Origin of the sequence: Paracoccus aerodenitrificans, assembly GCF_027913215.1 — a bacterium.
Classification (GTDB): domain Bacteria; phylum Pseudomonadota; class Alphaproteobacteria; order Rhodobacterales; family Rhodobacteraceae; genus Paracoccus; species Paracoccus aerodenitrificans.
This window is the reverse complement of sequence record NZ_CP115784.1, coordinates 2,067,018-2,089,863: the sequence shown is the minus strand read 5'-3', so window position 1 is coordinate 2,089,863 and position 22,846 is coordinate 2,067,018. Positions and strand designations below refer to the sequence as shown.

Below are 22,846 nucleotides of genomic sequence, written 5' to 3'. Positions count from 1 at the left end.
AGGATGAGTCACGAAATACCTCCGGGCCAGAAATATGATTTCATTATCGTTGGGGCCGGGACGGCGGGCTGTGTGCTGGCAAATCGGCTGAGTGCTGATCCGAAGAAACAGGTCCTGCTGCTGGAAGCTGGCGGTTCGGATAATTACCGCTGGATACATATCCCCGTCGGATATCTCTATTGCATCGGCAATCCCCGAACCGACTGGATGATGCGCACGGCTGCTGAGCCGGGGCTGAACGGGCGCAGCCTGACCTATCCGCGGGGTAAGGTGCTGGGTGGGTGCAGCTCTGTCAATGGCATGATCTATATGCGCGGGCAGTCGACCGATTATGATCTCTGGCGTCAATTGGGAAATCCCGGATGGGCCTGGAAGGATGTTCTGCCCTATTTCCTGAAATCCGAGGATTATCACGGTGGGAAAAGCGATCTGCATGGCGCGGGCGGAGAGTGGAAGGTGTCGCGCCAGAAGCTTGAATGGGAAATTCTTCGCGCGGTGCAGCAGGGCGCAACCGAATTCGGCATCCATCCTCGTGCCGATTTCAACGATGGGAATAATGAAGGTTCCGGCTTCTTCGAGGTGAACCAGAAAAACGGCGTGCGGTGGAATACTGCCAAGGGCTTTCTGCGTCCGGCGATGAAGCGGCCAAATCTGCGGGTTCTGACCCATGCCCCGACCGATGCACTGATTCTGGAAGGCAAGCGGGTCAGCGGCGTCCGTTTTCGTCATAAGGACAGGCTGCACGAGGCTTTCGCCGGTGAGGTCCTGCTGACTGCCGGCGCGATCAACTCGCCCAAATTGCTTGAGCATTCGGGCATCGGAAACCCGGATCTGCTGACGGGGCTGGGGATCAAGGTTCAGCATGCGCTTCCCTCGGTCGGAGAGAATTTGCAGGATCATCTGCAATTGCGCACGATTTTCAGGGTGCGCAACACGCTTACGCTGAACACTCTGGCCAATTCGCTGATGGGAAAAGCCAGAATGGCGGCGCAATATGCGCTGAACCGAGGCGGCCCGCTTTCGATGGCACCCAGCCAGTTCGGCATGTTCACGAAATCCGATCCTGCGCTGGACATGCCCGATCTGGAATATCATGTGCAGCCGCTCTCGACGGATAAGCTGGGTGATCCGCTGCATGGTTTTCCTGCCGTTACGGTCTCGGTCTGCAATTTGCGCCCGGAAAGTCGGGGAAGCTGTCATATCACCACCCCCGAGCCGGACGAACAGCCCGAGATACGGCTGAATTATCTTTCGGCAGAGGCGGATAAGCGCATCGCCGTGACCTCGATCCGGCAGGCTCGAGAGATCATGACCGCCGAGGCACTGAAACCCTATTCGCCCGAGGAAATTCTGCCCGGCCCGGAGATCCAAAGCGATGCCGATCTGCTGGAACAGGCCGGCAATATCGGCACGACGATTTTCCATCCGGTCGGCACATGCCGAATGGGCAGCGACGATCAGGCCGTTGTTGATCCGATGCTGCGTGTGAAAGGGTTGCACGGGTTGCGGGTCGTCGACGCCTCGATTATGCCGAGGATCGTGTCGGGGAATACGGCATCCCCGGTGGTGATGATTGCCGAAAAAGCTGCGGATATGATATTGAGCGGGTCCTGAGCTGCGGAACTGCTCAGCGTTTGGGATCGGTATAGTCGTGAACTTGTCCGCGCCAATCGGTAATCCTCCAATGCCCGTCGCTGGTCGGAATAACGGCGTTTGAATCCAGCGGCACTTTCCCAAATCCTCCGGGCAGATCCAGCACATAGCTTGGGATAGCGATCCCCGAGAGGTGGCCGCGAAGCGACGCGATAATGTCCAGCCCTTCGCGGATCGTCGTGCGGAAATGACTTGTGCCCCGCGCGAGATCGCAATGGTGCAGATAATACGGGGTCACTCTCAGCGCGGTGAGATCGCGGAACAGCCTCGCCAAAATACCGGCATCGTCATTCACGCCCCGAAGCAGCACGGATTGTGACAAAAGCGGAATGCCGTGATCGGCGAGACGGCTGATTGCCTCGCGGGCCGAAGCGGTCAGTTCATCGGGGTGATTGGTGTGAATGACCAGAAATACCGCGGCCCGGACGCAGCGCAATGCGGGCAGTAAACCGGCAATCCGGTCCGGCGTGACAACCGGCACGCGGCTGTGCAGACGCAGAATCTCGATATGCGGGATGGCGTCCAGACGCTGCATGATCTCAGTCAACCGGCGCGGCGACAATGTCAGAGGGTCGCCGCCGGTCAGAATGATCTCGCGCAGCTGAGGCGTCCGCGCGATGTAATCAAGTGCTGCGTCCAACTGATCCGCTGGCAGGGGACCCGCAGCGCCGACGACCTCACGGCGGAAGCAAAAGCGGCAGTAAACGTCGCAGGTCTGCGTCACATGCAGGATGGCGCGGTCTGGATAGCGATGCGTCAGGCCGGACGCGGGGCTGTGAACCGTGTCGCCGATCGGATCGGCAAGCTCTTCGGGGCGAGTCAGAAGCTCGCGCTTGTCGGGAACGAATTGCGCCGCGATGCCGGTTGCGGGTTGTTGCATCTCGGGTGTGATCCGGATGCGGAATTCCTTTGTCACGGCATGAAGCATATCCGCCTCTGCCGGATCGGCGAAGCCAGCCTCGACCAGTTCAGGGACCGAGGTTACTGCCTTGCTGGGCCGTGTCACGTCTGAACTTTCCAGCGCCACCTGACCTAATTCAGCGTCGCCTGAAGCGGATAATACCCGTCCTCGAACTCTCCGAACAAATCCATCAATTCGGGATGTTCGACCGGTTCGCCCGACTGATCGGCAACCAGATTCTGCTCGGACACATAGGCGACGTAATAGGTCGCCTCGGTTTCCGCATAGAGATGATAATAGGGCTGATCCTTTTCGGGCCGTGCATCTTCGGGAATGGACTGATACCATTCTTCCGAGTTGGCGAATTCAGGGTCGATATCGAACACCACCCCGCGAAAAGGATGCGAACGGTGACGCACCACCTGGCCAATCATATATTTCGCGGTTCGCGCTTCCATAGAAACCTCTGTAGAATTGAAGCGTTTTACGCGCTTTGAGAACATCTGTCCATAAACAGGTCAAGCTTGCCGACAGGCTATGCGCAAAAGTGATCGGTGAAGCAAGATTGTTCCGTATCGGCCTGCCGCTGAACCCGCCAGCTTAAATCCGGGCGGGTTCAGACGCTGGTCAGGCGGTCATGCGCCTTGCGGAGCGGTAACCTCACGGTCATTCCCGTCCTCGACGATCTCGCGGGCATCTTCCTCATCATCGTCCTCCAGTTCCGGAGGTGCTTCGCCGGCAAGGAAATTTCCCAGCTTTTCCAGCCCCGGAATATGGTCGGCAAGAACCTTAAGAACGACCAGCATCGGGACGGCCACGACCATACCCAGTACCGACCACAGCCACGCCCACAGCGCCACGGTAATGAACACGACCACCGTGTTAAGCTGCAATCGGCGCGACACGAAATAGGGCGTGATCAACTGCCCTTCCAGTGAGGTAAACCCAAGATAGGTCGCCGCGACCAGCATCGGCGTATAGATATCGTCGAAACTTATCAGCGCGATGATGAAGGACACAGCCACCCCCGTCACCGCACCCAGATAGGGGATAAAGTTCAGGATAAATGCTGCAACGCCCCACAGCAGAGGCTGCGGCATCTCCCATATCCACATGGCTAGCCCGATACAGATCGCCAGCCCCGCATTGATCAGAGTGATCGCACCCAGATATGAGCCAAGAGCGGCCTCGATTTCTCGCAACGCCTCATAGGCGGCGCGTTTCTCGCGCAGTGAATCGAAGCTCTGCACGATTTTCAGGTAAAGCAGGTCTCCTGAGGCGAGTAAAAAGAACAATAAAAACAATGTAAAAACGATTTGACCGGCAACCGATGGCCCCGCAGAAGCGAGGGTCTCAAGTGTCGAGGCGTCCTCGGTATCGACGCTGACGCGGATTTCCTGATCACCGGTCTGCTCGGCGGTCGCGGTTACGACGCTGCTGGCAGCGCCTGTCGCTTCTTCGGGCAGGGAAATACCCGGCGCAGGAGGCTCTTGGATAGGCTCGCTTTCTTCCTCATCGCCGCCATTCGTGACGCTGTCGATCTTGGCCGCGACCTCTTCAAGCGGGCGGACGCTTTCACGAAGCGATTCGAAACGCTCTTCCAGCCGTTGGGTGATTTGCGGGCTGTCCTCGACGATATCACTGATCGGACCGGACACGAAAAAGCCAAGCCCGCCGACAAGGGCAACCATCCCGATGGTGACGATTGCGGCCGAGATTCCAGCGCCGATGCCGATCTTCCCCATCAGCCGCCGGAACGGCACGAAGACGAAAAACAGCAGGATCGCCAGCGTAACCGGCATCAGAAACGCAGCGGCCGAGGTGATGAAGTTGAACAGCAAAATCAGGAAAATCCCGACAATGGCCCATCCCGGTACGCCGCGCGGCTTTTCCGTTTCCCTGTCGATTACCGGAAAGCGATGCTGGGCCGTATAGCGCGGCTTGGGGGCCATAGATATCTCCGTTCTGTCCGTAAGATGGTCCGACATAACGCAGAACGCGGCGCGGGAGGTTCCACGCCGCGTTCTTTATTCCGCATATTTTTTGTTAATCCTCAGGCGGATGCGTCTCAGATCGGGTTATCACCGCGAGAGTCGATCACCCGCGACGGAAGCCCCATCTCACCCAGCAATTCAAGGAAGGGTCGCGCAGGTAGGTCCTCGATATTTGCCATGCGCTTCACATCCCAGTCGCCGCGGGCGATCAGGATTGCGGCGGCGACGGGCGGAACACCGGCCGTATAGCTGATGCCCTGACTGCCGACCTCGGTGTAGGCATCTTTGTGATCGGCGACGTTATAGATGAAGACCTCGCCTTCCATGCCGTCTTTGCGCCCCTTCACCAGATCGCCGATGCAGGTCTTGCCGGTATAGTCCGGGGCGAGGCTGGACGGGTCCGGCAGCACCGCCTTGACCAGTTTCAGCGGCACGACTTCCTGACCTTCGGCGGTGGTCACGGGCTGTTCGGACAGAAGGCCCAGAGAGTTCAGCACGGTAAATACGTTGATGTAATGCTCACCGAAGCCCATCCAGAAGCGCACATCCGCGCCGCTGTAACGCGCGGAAAGACTGTGCACCTCATCATGGCCGGACATATAGGCGGTCTGCTTGCCCACCACGGGCAGATCCCATTCCCGACCGACCTCGAACATCTTGTTTTCCTGCCAGGCGCCGTTTTGCCAGGAATAAACCGTGCCGGTAAACTCGCGGAAATTGATCTCAGGGTCGAAATTGGTCGCGAAATAGCGACCGTGGCTGCCTGCATTGATATCGACGATGTCGATCGAGGTGATTTCGTCGAAATACTCATCCTCGGCCAGCCGTGCATAGGCATTGACCACGCCCGGATCGAACCCTGCGCCCAGAATGGCGGTCATTCCGGCCTTTTCTACAGCCTCGCGCCGTTTCCATTCGTAATTGCCGTACCAAGGCGGCGTTTCGCAGATCTTGTCCGGTTCTTCATGGATCGCGGTGTCGATATAGGCGCATTTCGTGTCGATACAGGCCTGAAGGACGGTCATGTTAATGAAGGCAGAGCCAACATTGATGCAGATCCCGGCTTCGGTCTGCCGGATCAACTCGGCCACGGCCTGGCAGTTCATGCCGTCAACCTCATGCGTGGCGAAGGGCATATCATGCCCTTTTTCGCGCAAGGAGGCGACAATCGCATCGGCCTTGGATTTCGTGCGTGAAGCGATATGCAGATCGCCGAATTCCGCAGCCCATTGCGCAACCTTATGCGCGGTGACATTCGCGACGCCTCCGGCGCCGATGATGAGAACGTTCTTCTTCAACATTTCCCCCTTCGGTGTCAGGACAGGCTGTCCCGATAATCGTCATAAGTGAAGTCGCGGACCAGCCGTATCGTTCCGTTTTCTTCCCGGATCGCAATGGCAGGCATGTTCACCCCGTTGAACCAGTTTTTCTTGACCATCGTATAGCCTGCGGCATCCGCGATGCTGATCCGGTCCCCGATCTTCAGCGGGTGCTCGAACTGGGCGTCTCCGAAAATATCGCCGGCGAGGCAGGTCTTGCCCGCGATCTGATAGGGATGGCCGCCCTGCATCGGCAGCTTCGCCGTTTCACGATAGATCAGAAGATCCAGCATATGCGCCTCGATACTGGAATCGACGATGGCCACTTTCTTGCCGTTATCGATGATGTCCAGCACCGACACTTCCAGCGTCGCGGTTCCGGTGATGCTAGCTTCACCCGGTTCAAGGAAAATCTGCGCCCCCATCCGGTCGCTGAACGCCTTCAGCCGGTCGGCAAGCTTTTCCAGCGGATAACCCTCGCCGGTGAAATGGATACCACCGCCAAGCGAGATCCAGTCGAGTTGCTTGAGGAAATCGCCGAATTCGGCTTCGATCCGGTCCAACTGAGCAGAAAACAGATCGAAATCGCCATTTTCGCAATTATAGTGAATCATCACGCCGCTGATCCGGTCGCCTGCCTGCCGAAGCCGCTCCATATCCCATTCCCCCAGACGAGAGAAAGGCCGCGCCGGATCGGCAAGATCGAAGCCAGAGGTTGAAAAGCGTGGATTCAGCCGCAAACCGCAGGCGATCCCGCTGGCCTTGTCCGCAAATCTGTCCAGCTGGCTCAGCGAGTTGAAGATGATCTTGTCGGCATAGCCGATGGCTTCGTCGATTTCGTGATCGGACCAGGCGACCGAGTAGGCATGGGTTTCCTTGCCGAATTTTTCACGCCCGAGGCGCAGTTCGAACAGGGAAGAAGAGGTCGTGCCATCCATATAGTCGCGCATCGAATCGAAAACCGACCATGTGGCGAAGCATTTAAGCGCAAGAAGCGCCTTGGCACCGGATGCCTCGCGCAGTTTGGCAACGATTTCCATGTTGCGGCGCAGAGCGGCAATATCCATCAGGTAATATGGCGTCTCGAGCATTCGGCGTCCCCCTGCGAGTGAAGGCGAGGATATAGACCTCGTTAACCTGTTTCGCAAGGAAGCGTGACGATGATGCGACGCGGCTCATCCCGGATCTACCGCGTTCATCGGCACGGTGAAGGCGACGAAGTTCCGGTCGTTTTCGCGGAAATAGGCCAGAGACTGCGTCAGATGCCCGATAAGGAACCAGCCGAACCCGCCTTCCGGGAAACTGCTGGGTTCAGGCGCTTTCGATGACAGGCAGACATGCGGAAGCAGGCCGCCATCATCGCTGACCGAGCAGGCCAAACCGTCATTCTGGGCCACTACGCTGAGATGCACCAGCGGCGCCTGTCCCGGGCAGCCCGCGCTGCCATGCTGGACAACATTATTCAGCAATTCCGCCAGAACCAGCTCTGCCCGGCCAATCAGGTCCCCGGATACATGCGGCCCGATGCGCTCGGTCATTTCCACCAGCAGCCCCCGAACCAGCTCCGGCGTCGCCAGAAAGCTGCGCGAGAATACGAAGATCTGACCGGAGGCGGATTTGCTTTGCCCCGAATTGCTGGCGTTGCGACCGGCGATCATGCTGCACCGCTTTCGTCGGTTGGGATAATGTCGAAAATCTGATCCATCCGGGTCAGGCGGAACACCCGATCGACATTGGCCGTCAGCCCCCGCAAATACATCCGCCGCCCATTCGGCAGCGCCTTGCGCAATGCGATGACCGCGCCCAGGCCCGAACTGTCCAGAAACTCGACCGCAGACAGATCCAGCACCAGATCGCCCCCCTCAGAGGCGACATGCGGCCGGACCGTATCCTTGAACTGACCCGCAATTGCCGCGTCCAGCCGTTTTTCGGCCATGCAGATCACGATCTGTCCGGATTCGTCATGTATCTTCACGTCCATATCGGCCTCGCTTCTGTCTGCCTTTTGGCATCCCTAGCGTGTAAAACTTACCAGCGGGTGAACAGGGAAAGTGACTCGATGAAGGACGACGCAAAGACCGCGCCCGGTTTCGCAGAGCGCCGGACCCGGATGGGACAGATTCGCTGTCGCCTTCAGGGCGGCCTGCTGAAAGCGACCGGAATTCCCTATGCGCAGGCGGGGCGGTGGGAATATCCGCGTGAGGTGGCGGCAGCCCCGGTCAATGCGACAAGCTGGTCCCCCGCATGTCCGCAACTGCCTATAGCCCGGCTCGATGCCGCGCTTCCGACGGCGTTTGACAGGCTCGGTTTCGATGAAAATTGTCTGAATCTTTCCGTCACAGCGCCTGAACAGGCAGAGGGCCTGCCGGTCATGGTCTGGATGCATGGCGGCAGCTATGAGGCAGGTGCGGGAGATATGGCTGTTTTCGACCCCTCGGCGCTCGTGTCCGAACAGCGCGTCGTGGTGGTTTCGGTGACATATCGGCTGGGTCTGTTGGGCTGGCTTTCCGGTGCGGGGCGGCCAGCCAATCTTGGTGCGTTCGACGTGATCGCGGCACTACGTTGGGTCTCACGCAACATTGCAGCATTTGGCGGCGATCCGGGGCGGGTTGTACTGTTCGGGCAGTCCTCCGGCGGTGATCTTGCCGCGCGGCTGATGCTGACCGAACATGCGGGGCGTCTGTTCCAAGCCGCGATTATCCAGAGCGCACCGCTGAACCTTCCCCTGCGATCACGACGGATGCGGAATGCGATGCGCCGGGCCGCGGGGATATTGACCTCCGGCATGCCCATATCCGAGATCCTCGCCCGGCAGCACGCTGTCCGAAAGGCAGCACAAAGATACGGACTGTCAGGCCTGATGCCGTTCGGCCCGGAATTCGGAGAGGCCCCTTTCCCGGCTGAAAGCGACCTGAGACAAGCCTGGGACCGTATCGCGCAGGATCTGCCCATCATGATCGGTCATACGCAGGATGAAGCCGGACTGTTCATGCCGCCTTCCTCTGATTTGGCGGGCCGGATGCTCGATCCGGTGCGCCGCGTTGCGGTACGCTCTTTGACGTCGCATATTTACGGTCGCCCCGCTCGGAACTTCGCCCGGCGATATCGGCAGGCCGGGGGAAAGGCCACCTCATTCTTGACTGAGTGGGGGCCGGGCGCGTTCGGGCGGGCGCATCTGTCTGAGCTGCCGCTGCTTTTTCCGGCCCTGGACTGGATAGGAACGCCGCTTCTGCCGCCCGGCATGTCATTGGATGAACTGACACGGATCGGTGCACCGCTGCGCAAGCTTTGGGCTGATTTCGCGCGTGGGGAAAATGTCGGCAGCGATCTGCCGGGCGTGATCCGTTTCCTGCCGCAGGGCTGAACAGAGGCCCATAAACGAAGAAACCCGCACCGAGGCGCGGGTTTCCGGATTATCCCTGAAGCAGGGGCTTATGCAGCCGCTTTCGCCTTTTCGACGATGGCGCCGAAGGCTTCGGGCTCATGCACGGCCAGATCGGCCAGCACTTTGCGGTCTACCTCGATGCCTGCTTTGGTCAAAGCGCTGATGAAGCGCGAATAGGTCATGTCGGCATCAATCGCGCGGACAGCCGCATTGATCCGCTGAATCCACAGCGAGCGGAAATTGCGCTTGCGGTTCTTGCGGTCGCGGGTGGCGTATTGATTGGCCTTGTCAACGGCCTGAGTCGCGGTGCGGAAATTGCGCGAGCGGTTGCCGTAATAGCCCTTCGCCTGATCCATCACCTTCTTGTGACGGGCGTGGGTCACCTTGCCGGATTTAACGCGTGCCATATCTCAGTTCTCCGATCAGCGGTTATAGGGCATGTATTTCTTGACGATCTTGGCATCCGCGTCGCACAGGACGGTGGTGCCGCGCGCATCGCGAATGAACTTCGTCGTGCGCTTGATCATGCCGTGGCGTTTACCGGCCTGAGCCGATTTCACCTTGCCAGAGGCCGTCGTGGAGAACCGCTTTTTGGCGGCTGCTTTGGTCTTCATCTTCGGCATTTTACACTCCTTGTCAGAGGTTTACGCGCGACTCGGCAATGCCATTTCGGCCGGCCGCGCGGGATTGAAGCCGCCCCTATACGGGGAAGCGCATCGAAATGCAAGCAGGATCAGCCGGTCACCCGTCCCCATGCGGCACCGATCTGATCGACGCTGACGATGCCCGGCTGCATCCATGCGGCCAGGCCGGTCAGCAAGATGCCGGCGACCAGAAGAATGGCCGCGATACGCGGCGCACGGGTTTGCAGCACCGCAATAATCGCGGCGACAACGGAAAACACGCAAAGTGCAACGCCCAGAAGGAAAAGGAAGTCAGCCATAAATCAGCCCTTTGGTTGTTCAGGGGGTGATTTACTCTGCATCCGAACGTTTGAGCAAGTTTTCGTCGCAGGTTGCCACACGCAGGATATTCGTCGTGCCTGCGACATTGAACGGAACGCCTGCCGTGATGACGACCTGCTGCGTTTCATCAGCGAATCCGGCCTCGCGGGCGACGCGGACGCTGCTGATAACCGCCTCGCGGAACCGGTGCAGCGGCTGGGTCGCCACGCAATGCGTTCCCCATGTCAGGCAGAGACGGCGCAGCACGGACGAGATCGGCGACAGCGCCAGAATAGGCACGCGCGGGCGCTCGCGGGCGACGAGGGTCACGGTCGTGCCAGATTGGGTATGTGCGCATATGGCGGCGATATCCGTCGTTTCGGCGATTTCACGCGCGGCGGCGACGATGCCGTCAGCGACGATCTTACGGTCTGCCTTGCGCGATGCCTCGATCACCTCGCGATAGGTCGGGTCGGTTTCCACCGAGCGGGCGACATGATCCATCGTGGTCACGGCCTCGACCGGATACGCCCCGGCGGCGGATTCGGCGGAAAGCATCACCGCATCCGCGCCCTCATAGATGGCGTTTGCCACGTCGGAGACCTCGGCGCGGGTCGGCATCGGGCTTTCGATCATCGATTCCAGCATCTGGGTCGCGACAATCACCGGCTTCGCCGCAGCCCGGCATTTCCGCACAAGCTGCTTCTGGATCGGCGGGACCGACTGAACCGGCAATTCGACGCCAAGATCGCCACGCGCAACCATGATCCCATCCGAGACTTTCAGGATTTCGTCGAAGGCCCGGACAGCCGAAGGTTTCTCGATCTTCGACAGAACAGCCGCGCGGCCTTTTGCAAGGCGGCGAGCCTCCAGCACGTCTTCGGCCCGCTGGACGAAGGACAGCGCAAGCCAATCTACCCCCAGTTCGCAGGCAAATTCCAGATCGTTGCGGTCTTTCTCGGACAATGCTGCGAGGGGCAGCACGACATCCGGGACATTCACACCCTTGCGGTTCGAGATCGTGCCGCCGATCGTCACCACGCAATTGGCGTGGTAATTGTCGCATTCCTCGACCTTCAGGCGGATCTTGCCGTCATTGACCAGTAGTTCCGACCCCGGTTCGAGCGCCTCGAAGATTTCGGGATGAGGAAGCTGGACGCGGGATGCGTCGCCCTCTGTCTCGTCGAGATCGAAACGGAATTTCTGCCCTTCGGCGAGATCATGTTCGCCTGCTGCAAAGACCCCGACCCGCAGTTTTGGGCCCTGCAAATCGGCCAGAATGGCAATCGGGCGGCCTGTATCCTGCTCGATCCGGCGAATCGCGTCATAGCGCGCCTTGTGGTCGGCATGATCGCCGTGGCTCATATTCAGCCGGAACACATCGGCCCCGGCCTCGAAAAGGGCGCGGATCATGTCGTAGTCAGAGGATGAGGGACCAAGCGTCGCGACGATCTTGATATTGCGGTGGCGTCTCATGCAAATCCTCCAGGAATGTTTCCGCTATCATGAAGGAAAGCGCCGCCGCCGACAACTGGCAGTACGTGAAGAATTCACGTAAATGGCGTGTATGAAAGATGACATGACGATCCGGGAAGATGCGTTCTGGGCCGAGGATGCGGGCCGGGACAGCCGCTGGCTGATCACTTGCGATCACGCCACCAACCGCGTACCTGACTGGGTCGGTGGCGGCGATCTGGGCATTGCGGCGGCGGATATGGCGCGGCATATCGCCTATGATATCGGCGCGGCTGGGGTGGCTCGGCATCTGGGTGCCAGAATGAATGCGCCGGCGATCGGTTCTGATTTTTCGCGGCTGGTGATCGATCCGAACCGGGGCGAGGACGACCCGACTCTGTTGATGCGGCTCTATGACGGTACGGTGATTCCAGCCAACCGAGATGCGGACAAGGCCGAGAAAGAGCGTCGGCTGAAGCTTCTCTACCGGCCCTATCACGACGCGCTTGAGCGGGCGGCAGCCGCGATTCCCGACCGGGCGATCTGCGCGATTCACAGCTTTACCCCGCAATTGCGCGGACGCCCCCCGCGCCCTTGGTCGGTTGCCGTGCTGTATTCCCATCATGATGAGCGTCTTGCCCCTCTGCTGATCGAACGCTGCCGCGCGGAAGGTTGGGTCACGGGCGATAATGAGCCCTATAGCGGTCATCTGGCAGGCGACTCGATTGATCGTCACGCGCTTGCGCATGGCCGTCCGAATGTTCTGATCGAGATCCGCAACGATCTGATCGAGGATGAGACCGGGCAGGCGGAATGGGCCGGGCGGCTTGCGACGGTACTTGACGGGCTGCTGGAGCAGGCCGGGCTTTAGAAAGCCGCCCCGGATCATCTGCCGCCGAATATCGGGCGGATCGGCGGGTGCGGCCTCAGCCCCGCCGGAACGGGCCCCAGTCACGCAGGAACTCGATTTCCTCCCCGACCGCTTCGCGCTCTCGCAGAAGGTAATCCTCCAGAGCGCGGCGGAAACCGGGATCGGCCACCCAGTGCAGCGAATAGGTCTCTGTCGGAAGATACCCGCGAGCCAGCTTGTGTTCGCCCTGTGCGCCCGCTTCGACCCGGGACAGCCCGTGTTCTATCGCGTAATCGATGGCCTGATGATAGCACATCTCGAAATGCAGGAAGGCATGTTCCTCGACCGCGCCCCAATAGCGGCCATAGATCGCATCGGGTCCGACCAGATTCAGCGCACCGGCAACCGGCACTCCGTCACGCTCTGCCAGAACCAGTAGCGCATCGTCGCGCATCGTCTCATGCAGCCTGTCGAAGAAATTGCGGGTCAGATACGGGCGGCCCCATTTCCGTGCGCCCGTATCCTGATAGAAGGCCCAGAATGCGTCCCAATGCCCGGGCTGGATCTCATCGCCCTGAAGTCGAAGAATCCGCCCGCCGAATTCCTGGGCGCGAGAGCGTTCCTTGCGCAGATTCTTGCGCTTTCGCGATGAAAGGCGGGACAGGAAATCCTCGTAATCCGCGTAATCTTCATTCACCCAATGGAATTGCTGGGTCGTGCGCGGCAGGAAGCCTGCGTTCTGTCCAAGCCTTGCCTCTGCCTCGGTGCAGAACGTGACATGAGCACCTGACAGCCCGTTCTGGGTGCAAAACTGCGCCATTGCGTTCAGAAGCCCGGTCTGCACGGCGGGGTCGTTTGCGATCAGTCTCGGGCCGGTGACCGGAGTGAACGGGACGGCACATTGCAGCTTGGGATAATACTGGCCGCCCGCGCGTTCGAGCGCGTCGGCCCATGCATGATCGAAGATATATTCGCCCTGACTATGCAGCTTGATATAGCAAGGAGCCACGCCGAGCAGGCTGTCCTCGTCCCGTGCCGCGAGATGTGCGGGAACCCATCCGGTCTGGCCTCCGACCGACGCGGAATCCTCAAGAGCGGCAAGGAAGCGATGTGTGGTGAAGGGATTCCGCCCGGCGCCGGTGGCATCCCATTCAGCCGCCGGGATTTCTGCGATGGCCTGATGGACGGTGACTGTCAGGCTCATGAAAACAGGCTCAGGACAAATGGCGCGATAATAGCAGTCAGCACGGCGTTCAGCCCCATGCCGATGCCGGCGAAGGCTCCGGCGGTTTCATTGACCTGAAAGGCGCGGGCCGTGCCGATCCCATGTGCCGCGACACCGATTGCGAAACCACGCGCCCGCCAGTCCCTGACTTTCAGCGCATTCAGCAGAGGGGTCACGACAATCGCCCCGAAAATACCGGTCAGAAGCACAAGCGCTGCGGTCAAGGTGGGCTGTCCTCCGATCCGCTCGGCGATACCGATGGCGACCGGGGCGGTGGTGGATTTCGGAGCCAGCGAGGCAAGCAAGACCTCGTTCAGCCCGAACAGTTCGCCAATCGCAAGCGCCGAGACGATGGCGGTCACGGACCCGACCACAAGCGATGCGATCACCGGAAGAAGCGCCCGCCGGACCCGTTTGAGATTATCGTAAAGCGGCAGCGCAAGACAGACAGTTGCCGGACCCAGCATGAAATGAACGAATTGCGCACCTTCGAAATAGGTCTGATAGGAGGTCCCGCTGAGCATGATCACCGTTGCAAGAATGATCACCGCGATCAGAACCGGGTTGGCGACGCTGTTGCGTCCCGCCAGCCGGAACAGCGCATCCCCCACCCAATACGCCGCCAGAGTCGCCGTCAGCCAAAGCAGCGGCTGGCTGGCAAGATAGGACCAGATCAGCGCCGGATCAGTCATCGGGCGTTCCGATCAGCCGCGCAACCGCGGCGAATGTCAGCGCCCCGGCGGCAATGGCAAGAACGGTGGAAACGGCAAGCGCAATGCCGATGCCGATCCCGTGCTGCGCGATTGTCGGCATATGGGTGACGACGCCCACTCCGGCGGGAACGAAAAACAGCGAAAGATGGGACAGCAGGGACTGCGCGACCGGTCTCAGACGCTGCACAAGGGCAGGGCTGGCGCTGCAGGCGAACACAAGCAGCACCAGCCCGACCACCGGACCGGGCAAAGGCAGGTTCAGGCCGCGCGAGGCGACCTCTCCGACAAGCTGAAAACAGAGGATCAGAGTCAATGCAGGGATCATATCGCGAAGTTATGCAGCTTTGCTTCCGGTTGCCAGAGGCAGAGCCATTCCCACTTCGGCAAGCAGCCATGCAAGCGGCGATCCTGTCCGATCCGGTTGCCTGTCGCTGTGTGGTATGAGGCGCGGCCTGACAGTCGCGCCAAAAAATCTTGATTATCGCCCAACAAATTGTGGATATCTTGCCTGTTATCCCCATATGTTGCGGTTTTGATTTGACTTCACGCGGCGCGATCTGAACAATCTCCGGCACCAGAACCGATTCCGGGAATGCACGCGTGAAATTCGACCGCCTCAGGCTGAATGGCTTCAAATCCTTTGTCGATCCGACCGACCTGATCATCCGGGAAGGTCTGACCGGGGTGGTTGGACCGAATGGCTGTGGCAAATCGAATCTGCTGGAGGCTCTGCGGTGGGTCATGGGCGAAAACCGTCCAAGCGCCATGCGCGGCGGCGGGATGGAGGATGTGATCTTCGCGGGCACCTCGCGGCGGGGTGCGCGTGGTCATGCCGAGGTGACGCTGACCATCGATAACCGCGAAAGGCTTGCTCCGGCGACGGTAAACGATGCGGATGGAATCGACATCGTACGGCGGATCACGCGCGATGCCGGCTCTGCCTATAAGATCAACGGCAAGGAAGCGCGGGCGCGGGATGTGCAGATGCTGTTTGCGGATGCCTCGACAGGGGCGCATTCGCCTGCGCTTGTGCGGCAGGGGCAGATCTCCGAGCTGATCAACGCCAAACCCAAATCGCGGCGACGGATTCTTGAGGAAGCAGCCGGGATTTCAGGCCTCTATGCCCGCCGCCATGAGGCCGAGCTGAAGCTGAATGGTGCTGAGAGCAATCTGACACGCGTAGATGATACGCTCGATCAGCTTGCCACCCAGGCAGCGTCGCTGACACGTCAGGCGCGGGCAGCGGCGAAATATCGTGAGATCGGAGCGGCGCTGCGTCAGGCCGAGGGCGTGTTGCTGTATCGGCGTTGGGCCGAGGCCGAAGAGTCGCGTGTGGCGGCGGCAGAGGCGCTGCGCGAGGCGATGAAAACAGCGGCGGAAACCGAGGCTTTGGCGAGAAAATCCATCGCTGCACGGGAAGCTGCTGAAACCCGTCTGCCGCCCCTGCGCGAAGAAGAGCAGGTTGCGGCTGCGGTCCTGTCCCGGGCCGTTGTGGATCGCGAGACGCTGGACGAAGCCGAGGCGCGAGCGACGGCTGCCATCGCCACATTGCGCGGACGGATCGCGCAGTTGACGCGGGATATCGACCGTGAAGGCCAGTTGAACCGCGATGCGACCGAGGTGATCGACCGTCTGCACGCCGAAAAGGATGCGTTGCAGCAGGCCGGGCAGGGACATGAAGGCAAGCTCGAACAGGCGGCAGAGGCTGCCCACGAGGCTGCCGGGGCGCTTCGGGCCGTCGAAGCGAAGCTGGCAGAACTGACCGATGAATCCGCCCGGCTTGCGGCTCAGGCGCAATCGGCTGAAAGGCTGGTGTCGGATCTGACCGCCCTGCGTGACCGCGCAGGACGCGCCGCGAGTCAATCGGAACTGGCGGCGAAACATGCGGATGAGGCCGGTGACGCTGCCGCAGAGGCGCTGAAAATCGCGGAGGCCGGGCGAGAAGCTGCGGCTCTGGCGGTTCAAGACGCAGAGACCTCACTGACCGAGGCTGAAACCGCCCGTGCCGAGGCCGAAAGCGCCGAGTCCGCTGCCCGCGCCGCCCGCGCCGAAATCGAGGGAGAGTCCGGGGCGCTGAAAGCCGAAATGGCCGCTCTGGAAAAACTGGTCGCACGAGGAGCGGGCGATGGTTCGTCGCTTCTGGATCAGGTGACTGTCGCGAAAGGGTTCGAGGCGGCATTAGGCGCGGCGCTTGGCGACGATCTCGCAGTCGGGCTGGCCGATGGCGGGTCGGGCTGGACCGAGTTGCCGGATTACGACGATGCGGCGCCACTTCCCGATGGGGCTGCTCCTTTGTCATCGCATGTGACCGCTCCGCAGCTTCTGGCGCGGCGTCTTTCCCAGATCGGTCTGGCGGATGACGGGGCGATGGCCGCAGCGATGCAGCAAGGGCTGAGACCGGGACAGTGCCTTGTGACGCGGGATGGCGGGCTGTGGCGATGGGACGGGATGCGGGTCATGCCCGGCGAATCCTCGTCCTCTGCCGCGCGGCATCTTGAGCAGGTCAACCGGCTGAAGGAAACACGCGCGGCGTCAGAAGCGGCGGTGCGGCGTGCCGGGGATGCCATCAGCGCCCATGAGGCCGCCCGGTCCCGGCTTGCGCAGGCCAATACTGCCGATAAAGCCGCCCGCGAGGCGCGGCGCGACGCTGAAAGAAAACTGTCCGAGGCGGCCCGGCAGGAGACCAGGGCGGAAAGCGATTTGTCGATGGCCAAGGCCCGCTCGGAATCGTCCCGCGCCGAATTGATGCGGCACCGCGAAGACGAAGCCGATGCGCGTGCAAGACTGTCGGATGCGCAGCGTCAACTTGATGCTTTGCCCGACCGCGGCGCTGCGGTTGCGGCAGTCGAGGCTGCACGAACCGGGGTCGAGGCTGCCCGTATCGCGACCATGACCCGGCGCAGTGCGCTTGATGAGCTGAAGCAAGAGGGAGCGGCCCGAAACCGTCGCCTGCAAGAGATCGCCAAAGAGGAATCCGGCTGGAAAACCCGTCTGGAACAGGCCGGTACACGCGCCGCCGAGTTGGATGGGCGTTTGCAGTCAACTCAGGCCGAGTTAACCGAAGCTGAACGCCAGCCTGCCGTGCTGGCCGAGCGTCGCGATACGCTGCAAGCCGCCGAAGAAGCCGCAAAGCTTCGGCTGGAGAAAGCGCGTGAAGCCTTGTCGCAGGCTGAGGATTTCCTGCGCGACGCCTCGGCGGCAGAGCGCGATGCAGAGCGGAATGCCTCGGATATGCGCGAGCAGCGGGCGGTGCGCGAGGCCCGCGCCGAGGCTGCGAATGATGCCGAAGCGGCTGCGCGGGACCGGATCTTCGAAGAAACAGAGGCCACGCCGGATGGTTTGCTGGCAAGCCTTGGTGAATGCGATACCGAAACACCCGCCGACCGGCTTGAGGATCAGATAGCGCGGCTGCGGGCGAATCGCGATGCGCTTGGCCCGGTCAATCTTCGTGCGGATGACGACAAGCGCGAGCTTGAGGAAGAACGCGGCAAGCTGGCCGGAGAAAAAGAGGATCTAGAAGCCGCCATCGGCAAGCTGCGCACGGGAATCGCCAGCCTGAATCGCGAGGGTCGCGAGCGGCTGCTTGCGGCCTTCGATACGGTGAACAGCAATTTCACCACTTTGTTCACACATCTTTTCGGCGGCGGCGAGGCGAAGCTGGTTCTGGTCGAATCCGACGATCCTCTGGAGGCGGGGCTGGAAATCATGTGCCAGCCGCCGGGCAAGAAGCTTTCGACGCTTTCGCTGCTGTCCGGAGGTGAACAGACCCTGACCGCTCTGGCGCTGATCTTCGCGGTGTTTCTGGCGAATCCGGCACCGATCTGTGTGCTGGATGAGGTCGACGCGCCTCTGGACGATGCCAATGTCAGCCGTTTCTGCGATTTGCTGGATGAGATGACCCGGCGGACCCAGACGCGTTTTCTTATCATCACCCACCATGCGGTGACGATGGCGCGAATGGACCGGCTTTTCGGGGTCACGATGGTTGAACAAGGTGTCAGCCAGCTTGTCAGCGTCGATCTTCAGCGGGCCGAACAACTGGTGGCCTGACCCGGCATGGGCGATGCTTCCAGTGCGGCGGGGCGCGATATCCGGCGCTCGCGTTTCTTATCCCTCTCTGCCCTTGCGGCAGTGCAGCATCGGGAATAGGTCGGGCCTGTCCCTAAAGAGGTTTTTACCATGAAACTGAATGTCATCATCACCAGCACCCGCCCTGAGCGCAATGGCGAGCCGGTCGGCAACTGGTTTTTCGGCCACGCCAAGGCCAATCCCGGCGGTTTCGATGAGGTCATCCTGTCCGATCTTGCCGAGATCGACCTTCCGCTTCTGGATGAACCGCATCATCCGCGTGCGCAGAAATACACCAAGGACCACACCCGGAAATGGGCTGAGATCATCGATGGCTCGGACGCGTTTGTTTTCGTGCTGCCCGAGTATAATTTCGCCCCGCCGCCCAGTTTCTTCAACGCGGTGGATTATCTTGCGCTTGAATGGGCGTATAAGCCGGCCGGTTTCGTCTCCTATGGCGGTATCTCTGGCGGGATGCGCTCGACTCAGGGTGCCAAGGAAGTGCTGACGACGCTGAAAGTCGTGCCACTGACCGAACAGGTTGCCGTGCCGATGGTGTTCGATCATCTGAAGGATGGCCGGTTCGATGCGCCGCAGATCGTTGCCGACAGCGCCAATACCATGATTGCCGAACTGGCGCGGTGGTCGAAGGCTCTTGCCACGCTGCGCTGAGACAGCGCACAGATTGGGCTTCAACAACCGGGCCGTTCCGTCCTAGGATCGGCCCGAATAACTTCGGAGCCGCCAATGTCCATTGATGCCCGCCTTCGCGAACTGAATATCCATCTTCCCGAGGCCCTGTCTCCTGTTGCGAATTATGTTCCCTATCAGCTTTCGGGGAATCTGTTGTTCATTTCAGGTCAGATCTCAAACGGCCCCGATGGGCTGATCACAGGAAAGCTCGGCGAGGATATGGAGCTTGCCGACGGAGTTGAAGCGGCGCGTTCCTGTGGTCTTGCTCTGTTGGCGCAGGCACGGGCCGCGCTTGGCTCGCTCGACCGGGTCGAGCGGGTCGTCAAGCTGACCGCCTTCGTGAACTCTACTCCGTATTTCACCGATCAGCCCGAGGTCGTGAATGGCTGCTCCGATCTGATGGTCGAAGTGTTCGGAGATGCGGGCCGTCACGCCCGTGCTGCCGTTTCGGCGCCCTCTCTGCCGAGGGGCGTCGCGGTTGAAATCGACGCAATCTTTCAGGTGGCATCATGAGCCTGCATCCGGATTTCCTGCGCTTGCCCATCGCGCATCGCGGGCTTCATTCCGCTGGCGTGCCCGAAAACTCTCTGGCGGCCTTCACCGCCGCCATCGAGGCCGGATACGGGATCGAGCTGGACATTCAGCCTGCCGCTGACGGAACGCCGATGGTGTTCCATGATTACGATCTGCTGCGGATGAGCGATGATGAGGGTTATATCACCGATATGGATCTGGACGATCTGGCGGAAATCAGGCTGGCGGATACGGAAGAAACCATTCCGACCCTTGCCGATACGCTGAGACTGGTTGCCGGGCGGGTGCCGCTGCTGATCGAAATCAAGGATCAGGATGGACGGCTGGGGACCTCTATCGGTGAGGTTCATAATCAGGTCGCGTCCCTGCTTGAGGCCTATGAGGGACCTGTTGCGGTGATGTCTTTCAACCCCAACACCGTCGAGGCGTTCGGCAAGGCCGCGCCGGATATCGCCCGGGGCCTGACAACCGCTGCGTTCAGCAAGGATGATTGGCCGATGCTGGACGATGAGACCCGCGAGAAACTGTCCCGGATCGAGGATTTCGGGCGGGCAGGGGTCAGTTTTATCTCTCATCATCAGGTGGATCTGGCGAATGAAGCGGTGACGGATCTGAAATCGAAAGGCGTGCCCGTGCTGACCTGGACAGTGCGCTCTGCTGCGGAAGAGGCGGAAGCCCGCAAGGTCGCCGACGGGATTACCTTCGAAGATTACCGGCCCTGATGCCAAGCGTAACGGAGCTTTACGATGCCCTTGTCGCCAGCGGGCAACTGAAGGAGGATGCAGCGCAGCGCGAGGTTCTGCCCGTTCTGGACGATCTTGTCGCAACGCTGAAGGAAGAAGCGCCCGCCCCGTCACGCTCTGGTTGGCGAAGCTGGTTCGGCGGTCAGGATGAGACCGCGCCGGAAGGAGTGCGCGGGCTTTATCTGTGGGGAGGCGTCGGGCGCGGGAAATCCATGCTGATGGATCTTGTCATGGAGGCGGCTCCGATCGACGCAAAGCGCCGCGTCCATTTCCATGAATTCGTGCAGGAAATCCAGTCCGGGCTGAATGAGGTCCGCAAGCGCGGTGAACGCGATGCGATCCGCCCGGTCGCGAATGCTGTCGCCGACAAGGCGCGGCTGCTCTGTTTCGATGAGATGCAGATCACGGATATCGCCGATGCGATGATCGTCGGCAGGCTGTTTCAGGTGCTGTTTGAGCGTGGCGTTTGCATCGTCACCACCTCGAATCGCGTTCCCGAAGATCTTTACAAGAACGGCCTGAACCGCCAGCGTTTCGTGCCGTTTATCGGTCTGATCCGTGAACGGATGGAGGTTCATGCTCTGGACAGCGAAAATGATCACCGGCAGGGGCGGGCTGGCGGCGATCAGGTCTGGTTCAGCCCGCTCAATCGTGAAACCCGTGCAGAGATCGACGCGGTCTGGAAGGAATTGACCGGAGACCGGCAGACAAGCCCGCTTGTTCTGGAAGTGCAGGGCCGGAAGGTCGAAATTCCTGAACATCTGGACCGGATGGGACGCACCGGCTTCTGGGAGCTTTGCGGTAAGGCGCTTGGCCCGGCGGATTATCTTACGCTTGCAAAAGCGGTGGATCTTCTGGTGCTGGAGGATATCCCGCTGCTGTCATCGTCGAATTTCAATGAGGCGAAGCGCTTCGTGACGCTGATTGACGCGCTCTATGAGGCGAAGATCCGCGTCATCGCCTCTGCCGCCGCCGAACCCGAGGCGCTGTATCTCGAAGGCGAGGGCAGTTTCGAATTCGAGCGGACGGCCTCGCGTCTGCGCGAAATGCAGGATGCCAGATGGGGCAGCGATCCCGGTCAGGGGCAGGACGCCTAGCCGTTCTCGCGAAGCACCTGCCCGGCAAGATACAGAGATCCGCAGATCAGCAATCTCGCGCCGGGATTGGCGTTGGCCAGCGTCGCGACGGCGTGTTCCGTGTCGGGTGCGGTTCCGGCATCAAGTCCGACTGAACGGGCTGCGTCCTGTGTGGCCTCGGCGGGCAGGGTGTTCGGCTCTCCGGGAATCGAAACGGCAGTCAGGCTTTGCGCGACCTCCGAGAGCGGGCGCAGATATCCGGCGACATCCTTCGTGTTCAGCATGCCGCAGATCAGATGGGTGGGCTTTGCGGACAATGCGCCGAGCGTCGCGGCAATGGCATCGCCCCCCGCCGCATTATGACCGCCATCGAGCCATAATTCGCAGCCATGCGCCGCCGCAAGCTGCGCCAGAGGCCCATGCCGCAGACGCTGCATCCGCGCGGGCCATTCGGCCTGTGTCACGGCGGCGATAGCCTCGGGGGCACCGAAACCAAGCGCACGCAAAGCCGCAATCGCGGTTCCGGCATTGCTGATCTGATGCGGTCCGGGCAGGTTCGGGACGGGCAGATCGATCAGCCCGCGCTCGTCCTGAAACATCATGCCATCGGGTTCCGTCGCGACATGCCAATGCTGGCCGGAGGCAATGACCGGCGCAAACAGCCTTGCGGCGCGATCCTCTATGACCCGCAACGCTTCATCCTGCTGATGGCCGATAATGCAGGGAACGCGGCGTTTCAGGATCCCTGCCTTTTCAGCCGCGATCAGAGGCAGCGTGTCCCCCAGATATTGCGTGTGGTCTATGCTGACCGGCGTGATGATCGTCAGGGCAGGGTTCTTGACGACATTCGTTGCGTCGAGCCTGCCGCCGAGACCCACCTCAAGCAGCGTGTAATCGGCCTTGCTGCGCGAAAATGCCAGAAACGCGGCTGCCGTCGTAAGCTCAAAGAAGGTGATCGGGCGGCCCGCATTGATCCGTTCGATCTCGGTCAGGATATCTGACAGGTTTTCCTCGGGGATCAGATGGCCCGCCAGCCTGATCCGTTCATGGAACCGCACAAGATGCGGCGAGGTATAGGCGTGAACTGCCATCCCAGCCGATTCCAGCCCGGCGCGGATCATTGCGAGGGTCGAGCCTTTGCCATTCGTTCCGGCGATATGCACGACCGGAGGCAGCTTGTCCTGAGGATTGCCAAGATCCGCCAGAAGAACCCGCATCCGGTCCAGCGAAAGGTCGATCATCTTCGGATGCAGCCCCATGACGCGCTGCAGGATGAGGTCGGAATGATCCATC

23 protein-coding genes are annotated in these 22,846 nt (G+C 60.7%); 8 read left to right on the top strand and 15 right to left on the bottom strand.

What is annotated here, in order from left to right:
* Positions 1-3 precede the first annotated feature (3 nt).
* Positions 4-1,614, top strand: coding sequence for a GMC family oxidoreductase (locus PAE61_RS11630; RefSeq protein ID WP_271115144.1), 1,611 nt, complete (start codon positions 4-6; stop codon positions 1,612-1,614).
* Positions 1,615-1,627: 13 nt separating this feature from the next.
* Here the strand turns inward: PAE61_RS11630 and PAE61_RS11625 are convergent, their stop codons facing one another.
* From PAE61_RS11625 to PAE61_RS11595, 7 genes are all read right to left on the bottom strand, one after another.
* Positions 1,628-2,659: a lysine-2,3-aminomutase-like protein gene (locus tag PAE61_RS11625; protein WP_271112548.1), complete on the bottom strand. Its 1,032-nt coding sequence runs from the start codon at positions 2,657-2,659 to the stop codon at positions 1,628-1,630.
* A 26-nt stretch (positions 2,660-2,685) separates the two neighbouring features.
* A complete protein-coding gene (gene hspQ / locus PAE61_RS11620) occupies positions 2,686-3,012 on the bottom strand; it encodes a heat shock protein HspQ (RefSeq protein WP_271112547.1) in 327 nt (108 codons plus the stop codon).
* A 177-nt stretch (positions 3,013-3,189) separates the two neighbouring features.
* On the bottom strand, positions 3,190-4,506 hold the full coding sequence (locus PAE61_RS11615) for an AI-2E family transporter (protein ID WP_271112546.1): 1,317 nt from the start codon (positions 4,504-4,506) through the stop codon (positions 3,190-3,192).
* A 116-nt stretch (positions 4,507-4,622) separates the two neighbouring features.
* Entirely contained in the window at positions 4,623-5,846 is a 1,224-nt protein-coding gene (locus PAE61_RS11610; RefSeq protein WP_271115143.1) for a saccharopine dehydrogenase family protein, read from the bottom strand.
* A gap of 17 nt (positions 5,847-5,863) precedes the next feature.
* Positions 5,864-6,958, bottom strand: a complete 1,095-nt coding sequence (gene nspC, locus PAE61_RS11605) for a carboxynorspermidine decarboxylase (RefSeq protein ID WP_271112545.1) — start codon at positions 6,956-6,958, stop codon at positions 5,864-5,866.
* Between the two features lie 84 nt (positions 6,959-7,042).
* Positions 7,043-7,525, bottom strand: coding sequence for an ATP-binding protein (locus tag PAE61_RS11600; RefSeq protein WP_271112544.1), 483 nt, complete (start codon positions 7,523-7,525; stop codon positions 7,043-7,045).
* The gene (locus PAE61_RS11595) at positions 7,522-7,848 is read right to left on the bottom strand and encodes an STAS domain-containing protein (RefSeq protein WP_271112543.1); all 327 of its coding nucleotides are present in this window, start codon (positions 7,846-7,848) and stop codon (positions 7,522-7,524) included. Before PAE61_RS11595 ends, PAE61_RS11600 begins: the two co-directional genes overlap by 4 nt.
* 78 nt (positions 7,849-7,926) lie before the next feature.
* On the opposite strand from PAE61_RS11595, the gene PAE61_RS11590 reads away from it, so the two are divergent.
* Positions 7,927-9,231 carry a carboxylesterase family protein gene (locus PAE61_RS11590; protein ID WP_271112542.1) on the top strand — a complete coding sequence of 435 codons (1,305 nt, stop codon included), beginning with the start codon at positions 7,927-7,929 and terminating at the stop codon, positions 9,229-9,231.
* 68 nt (positions 9,232-9,299) lie between these two features.
* On the opposite strand, the gene rplT is transcribed toward PAE61_RS11590, so the two are convergent.
* The 4 genes from rplT to pyk all read right to left on the bottom strand — a co-directional run bounded on the left by rplT (position 9,300) and on the right by pyk (position 11,672).
* The gene (rplT, locus tag PAE61_RS11585; RefSeq protein ID WP_271112541.1) at positions 9,300-9,659 is read right to left on the bottom strand and encodes a 50S ribosomal protein L20; all 360 of its coding nucleotides are present in this window, start codon (positions 9,657-9,659) and stop codon (positions 9,300-9,302) included.
* Positions 9,660-9,674: 15 nt separating this feature from the next.
* On the bottom strand, positions 9,675-9,875 hold the full coding sequence (rpmI, locus tag PAE61_RS11580) for a 50S ribosomal protein L35 (RefSeq protein ID WP_271112540.1): 201 nt from the start codon (positions 9,873-9,875) through the stop codon (positions 9,675-9,677).
* A gap of 110 nt (positions 9,876-9,985) precedes the next feature.
* Positions 9,986-10,195 carry a hypothetical protein gene (locus PAE61_RS11575; RefSeq protein WP_271112539.1) on the bottom strand — a complete coding sequence of 70 codons (210 nt, stop codon included), beginning with the start codon at positions 10,193-10,195 and terminating at the stop codon, positions 9,986-9,988.
* Positions 10,196-10,226: 31 nt separating this feature from the next.
* Positions 10,227-11,672, bottom strand: a complete 1,446-nt coding sequence (gene pyk / locus PAE61_RS11570) for a pyruvate kinase (RefSeq protein ID WP_271112538.1) — start codon at positions 11,670-11,672, stop codon at positions 10,227-10,229.
* A gap of 91 nt (positions 11,673-11,763) precedes the next feature.
* Between pyk and PAE61_RS11565 the strand changes: the two genes are divergently transcribed.
* Positions 11,764-12,522: an N-formylglutamate amidohydrolase gene (locus PAE61_RS11565; RefSeq protein ID WP_434803133.1), complete on the top strand. Its 759-nt coding sequence runs from the start codon at positions 11,764-11,766 to the stop codon at positions 12,520-12,522.
* Positions 12,523-12,577: 55 nt separating this feature from the next.
* Here the strand turns inward: PAE61_RS11565 and PAE61_RS11560 are convergent, their stop codons facing one another.
* From PAE61_RS11560 to PAE61_RS11550, 3 genes are read right to left on the bottom strand one after another with little or no spacing between them, the layout of a single operon-like run.
* On the bottom strand, positions 12,578-13,705 hold the full coding sequence (locus tag PAE61_RS11560; protein WP_271112537.1) for a GNAT family N-acetyltransferase: 1,128 nt from the start codon (positions 13,703-13,705) through the stop codon (positions 12,578-12,580).
* Complete coding sequence (locus PAE61_RS11555; RefSeq protein ID WP_271112536.1) at positions 13,702-14,418, bottom strand: LrgB family protein; 717 nt, start codon at positions 14,416-14,418, stop codon at positions 13,702-13,704. Before PAE61_RS11555 ends, PAE61_RS11560 begins: the two co-directional genes overlap by 4 nt.
* Positions 14,411-14,764, bottom strand: a complete 354-nt coding sequence (locus PAE61_RS11550) for a CidA/LrgA family protein (protein ID WP_271112535.1) — start codon at positions 14,762-14,764, stop codon at positions 14,411-14,413. The genes PAE61_RS11555 and PAE61_RS11550 overlap by 8 nt, the downstream gene beginning before the upstream one ends.
* A gap of 275 nt (positions 14,765-15,039) precedes the next feature.
* Between PAE61_RS11550 and PAE61_RS11545 the strand changes: the two genes are divergently transcribed.
* From PAE61_RS11545 to zapE, 5 genes are all read left to right on the top strand, one after another.
* On the top strand, positions 15,040-18,489 hold the full coding sequence (locus PAE61_RS11545) for a chromosome segregation SMC family protein (RefSeq protein ID WP_271112534.1): 3,450 nt from the start codon (positions 15,040-15,042) through the stop codon (positions 18,487-18,489).
* Between the two features lie 129 nt (positions 18,490-18,618).
* Positions 18,619-19,179, top strand: coding sequence for an NADPH-dependent FMN reductase (locus PAE61_RS11540; protein ID WP_271112533.1), 561 nt, complete (start codon positions 18,619-18,621; stop codon positions 19,177-19,179).
* 75 nt (positions 19,180-19,254) lie between these two features.
* Positions 19,255-19,713: a RidA family protein gene (locus PAE61_RS11535; RefSeq protein WP_271112532.1), complete on the top strand. Its 459-nt coding sequence runs from the start codon at positions 19,255-19,257 to the stop codon at positions 19,711-19,713.
* Entirely contained in the window at positions 19,710-20,456 is a 747-nt protein-coding gene (locus PAE61_RS11530; RefSeq protein WP_271112531.1) for a glycerophosphodiester phosphodiesterase family protein, read from the top strand. Before PAE61_RS11535 ends, PAE61_RS11530 begins: the two co-directional genes overlap by 4 nt.
* Positions 20,456-21,574 (top strand): cell division protein ZapE, encoded by a 1,119-nt coding sequence (gene zapE, locus PAE61_RS11525; protein WP_271112530.1) that lies wholly within the window; start codon positions 20,456-20,458, stop codon positions 21,572-21,574. The genes PAE61_RS11530 and zapE overlap by 1 nt, the downstream gene beginning before the upstream one ends.
* Here the strand turns inward: zapE and PAE61_RS11520 are convergent.
* Positions 21,571-22,845 (bottom strand): bifunctional folylpolyglutamate synthase/dihydrofolate synthase, encoded by a 1,275-nt coding sequence (locus tag PAE61_RS11520; RefSeq protein WP_271112529.1) that lies wholly within the window; start codon positions 22,843-22,845, stop codon positions 21,571-21,573. The two genes, zapE and PAE61_RS11520, sit on opposite strands and share 4 nt — an antisense overlap.
* Position 22,846 lies beyond the last annotated feature (1 nt).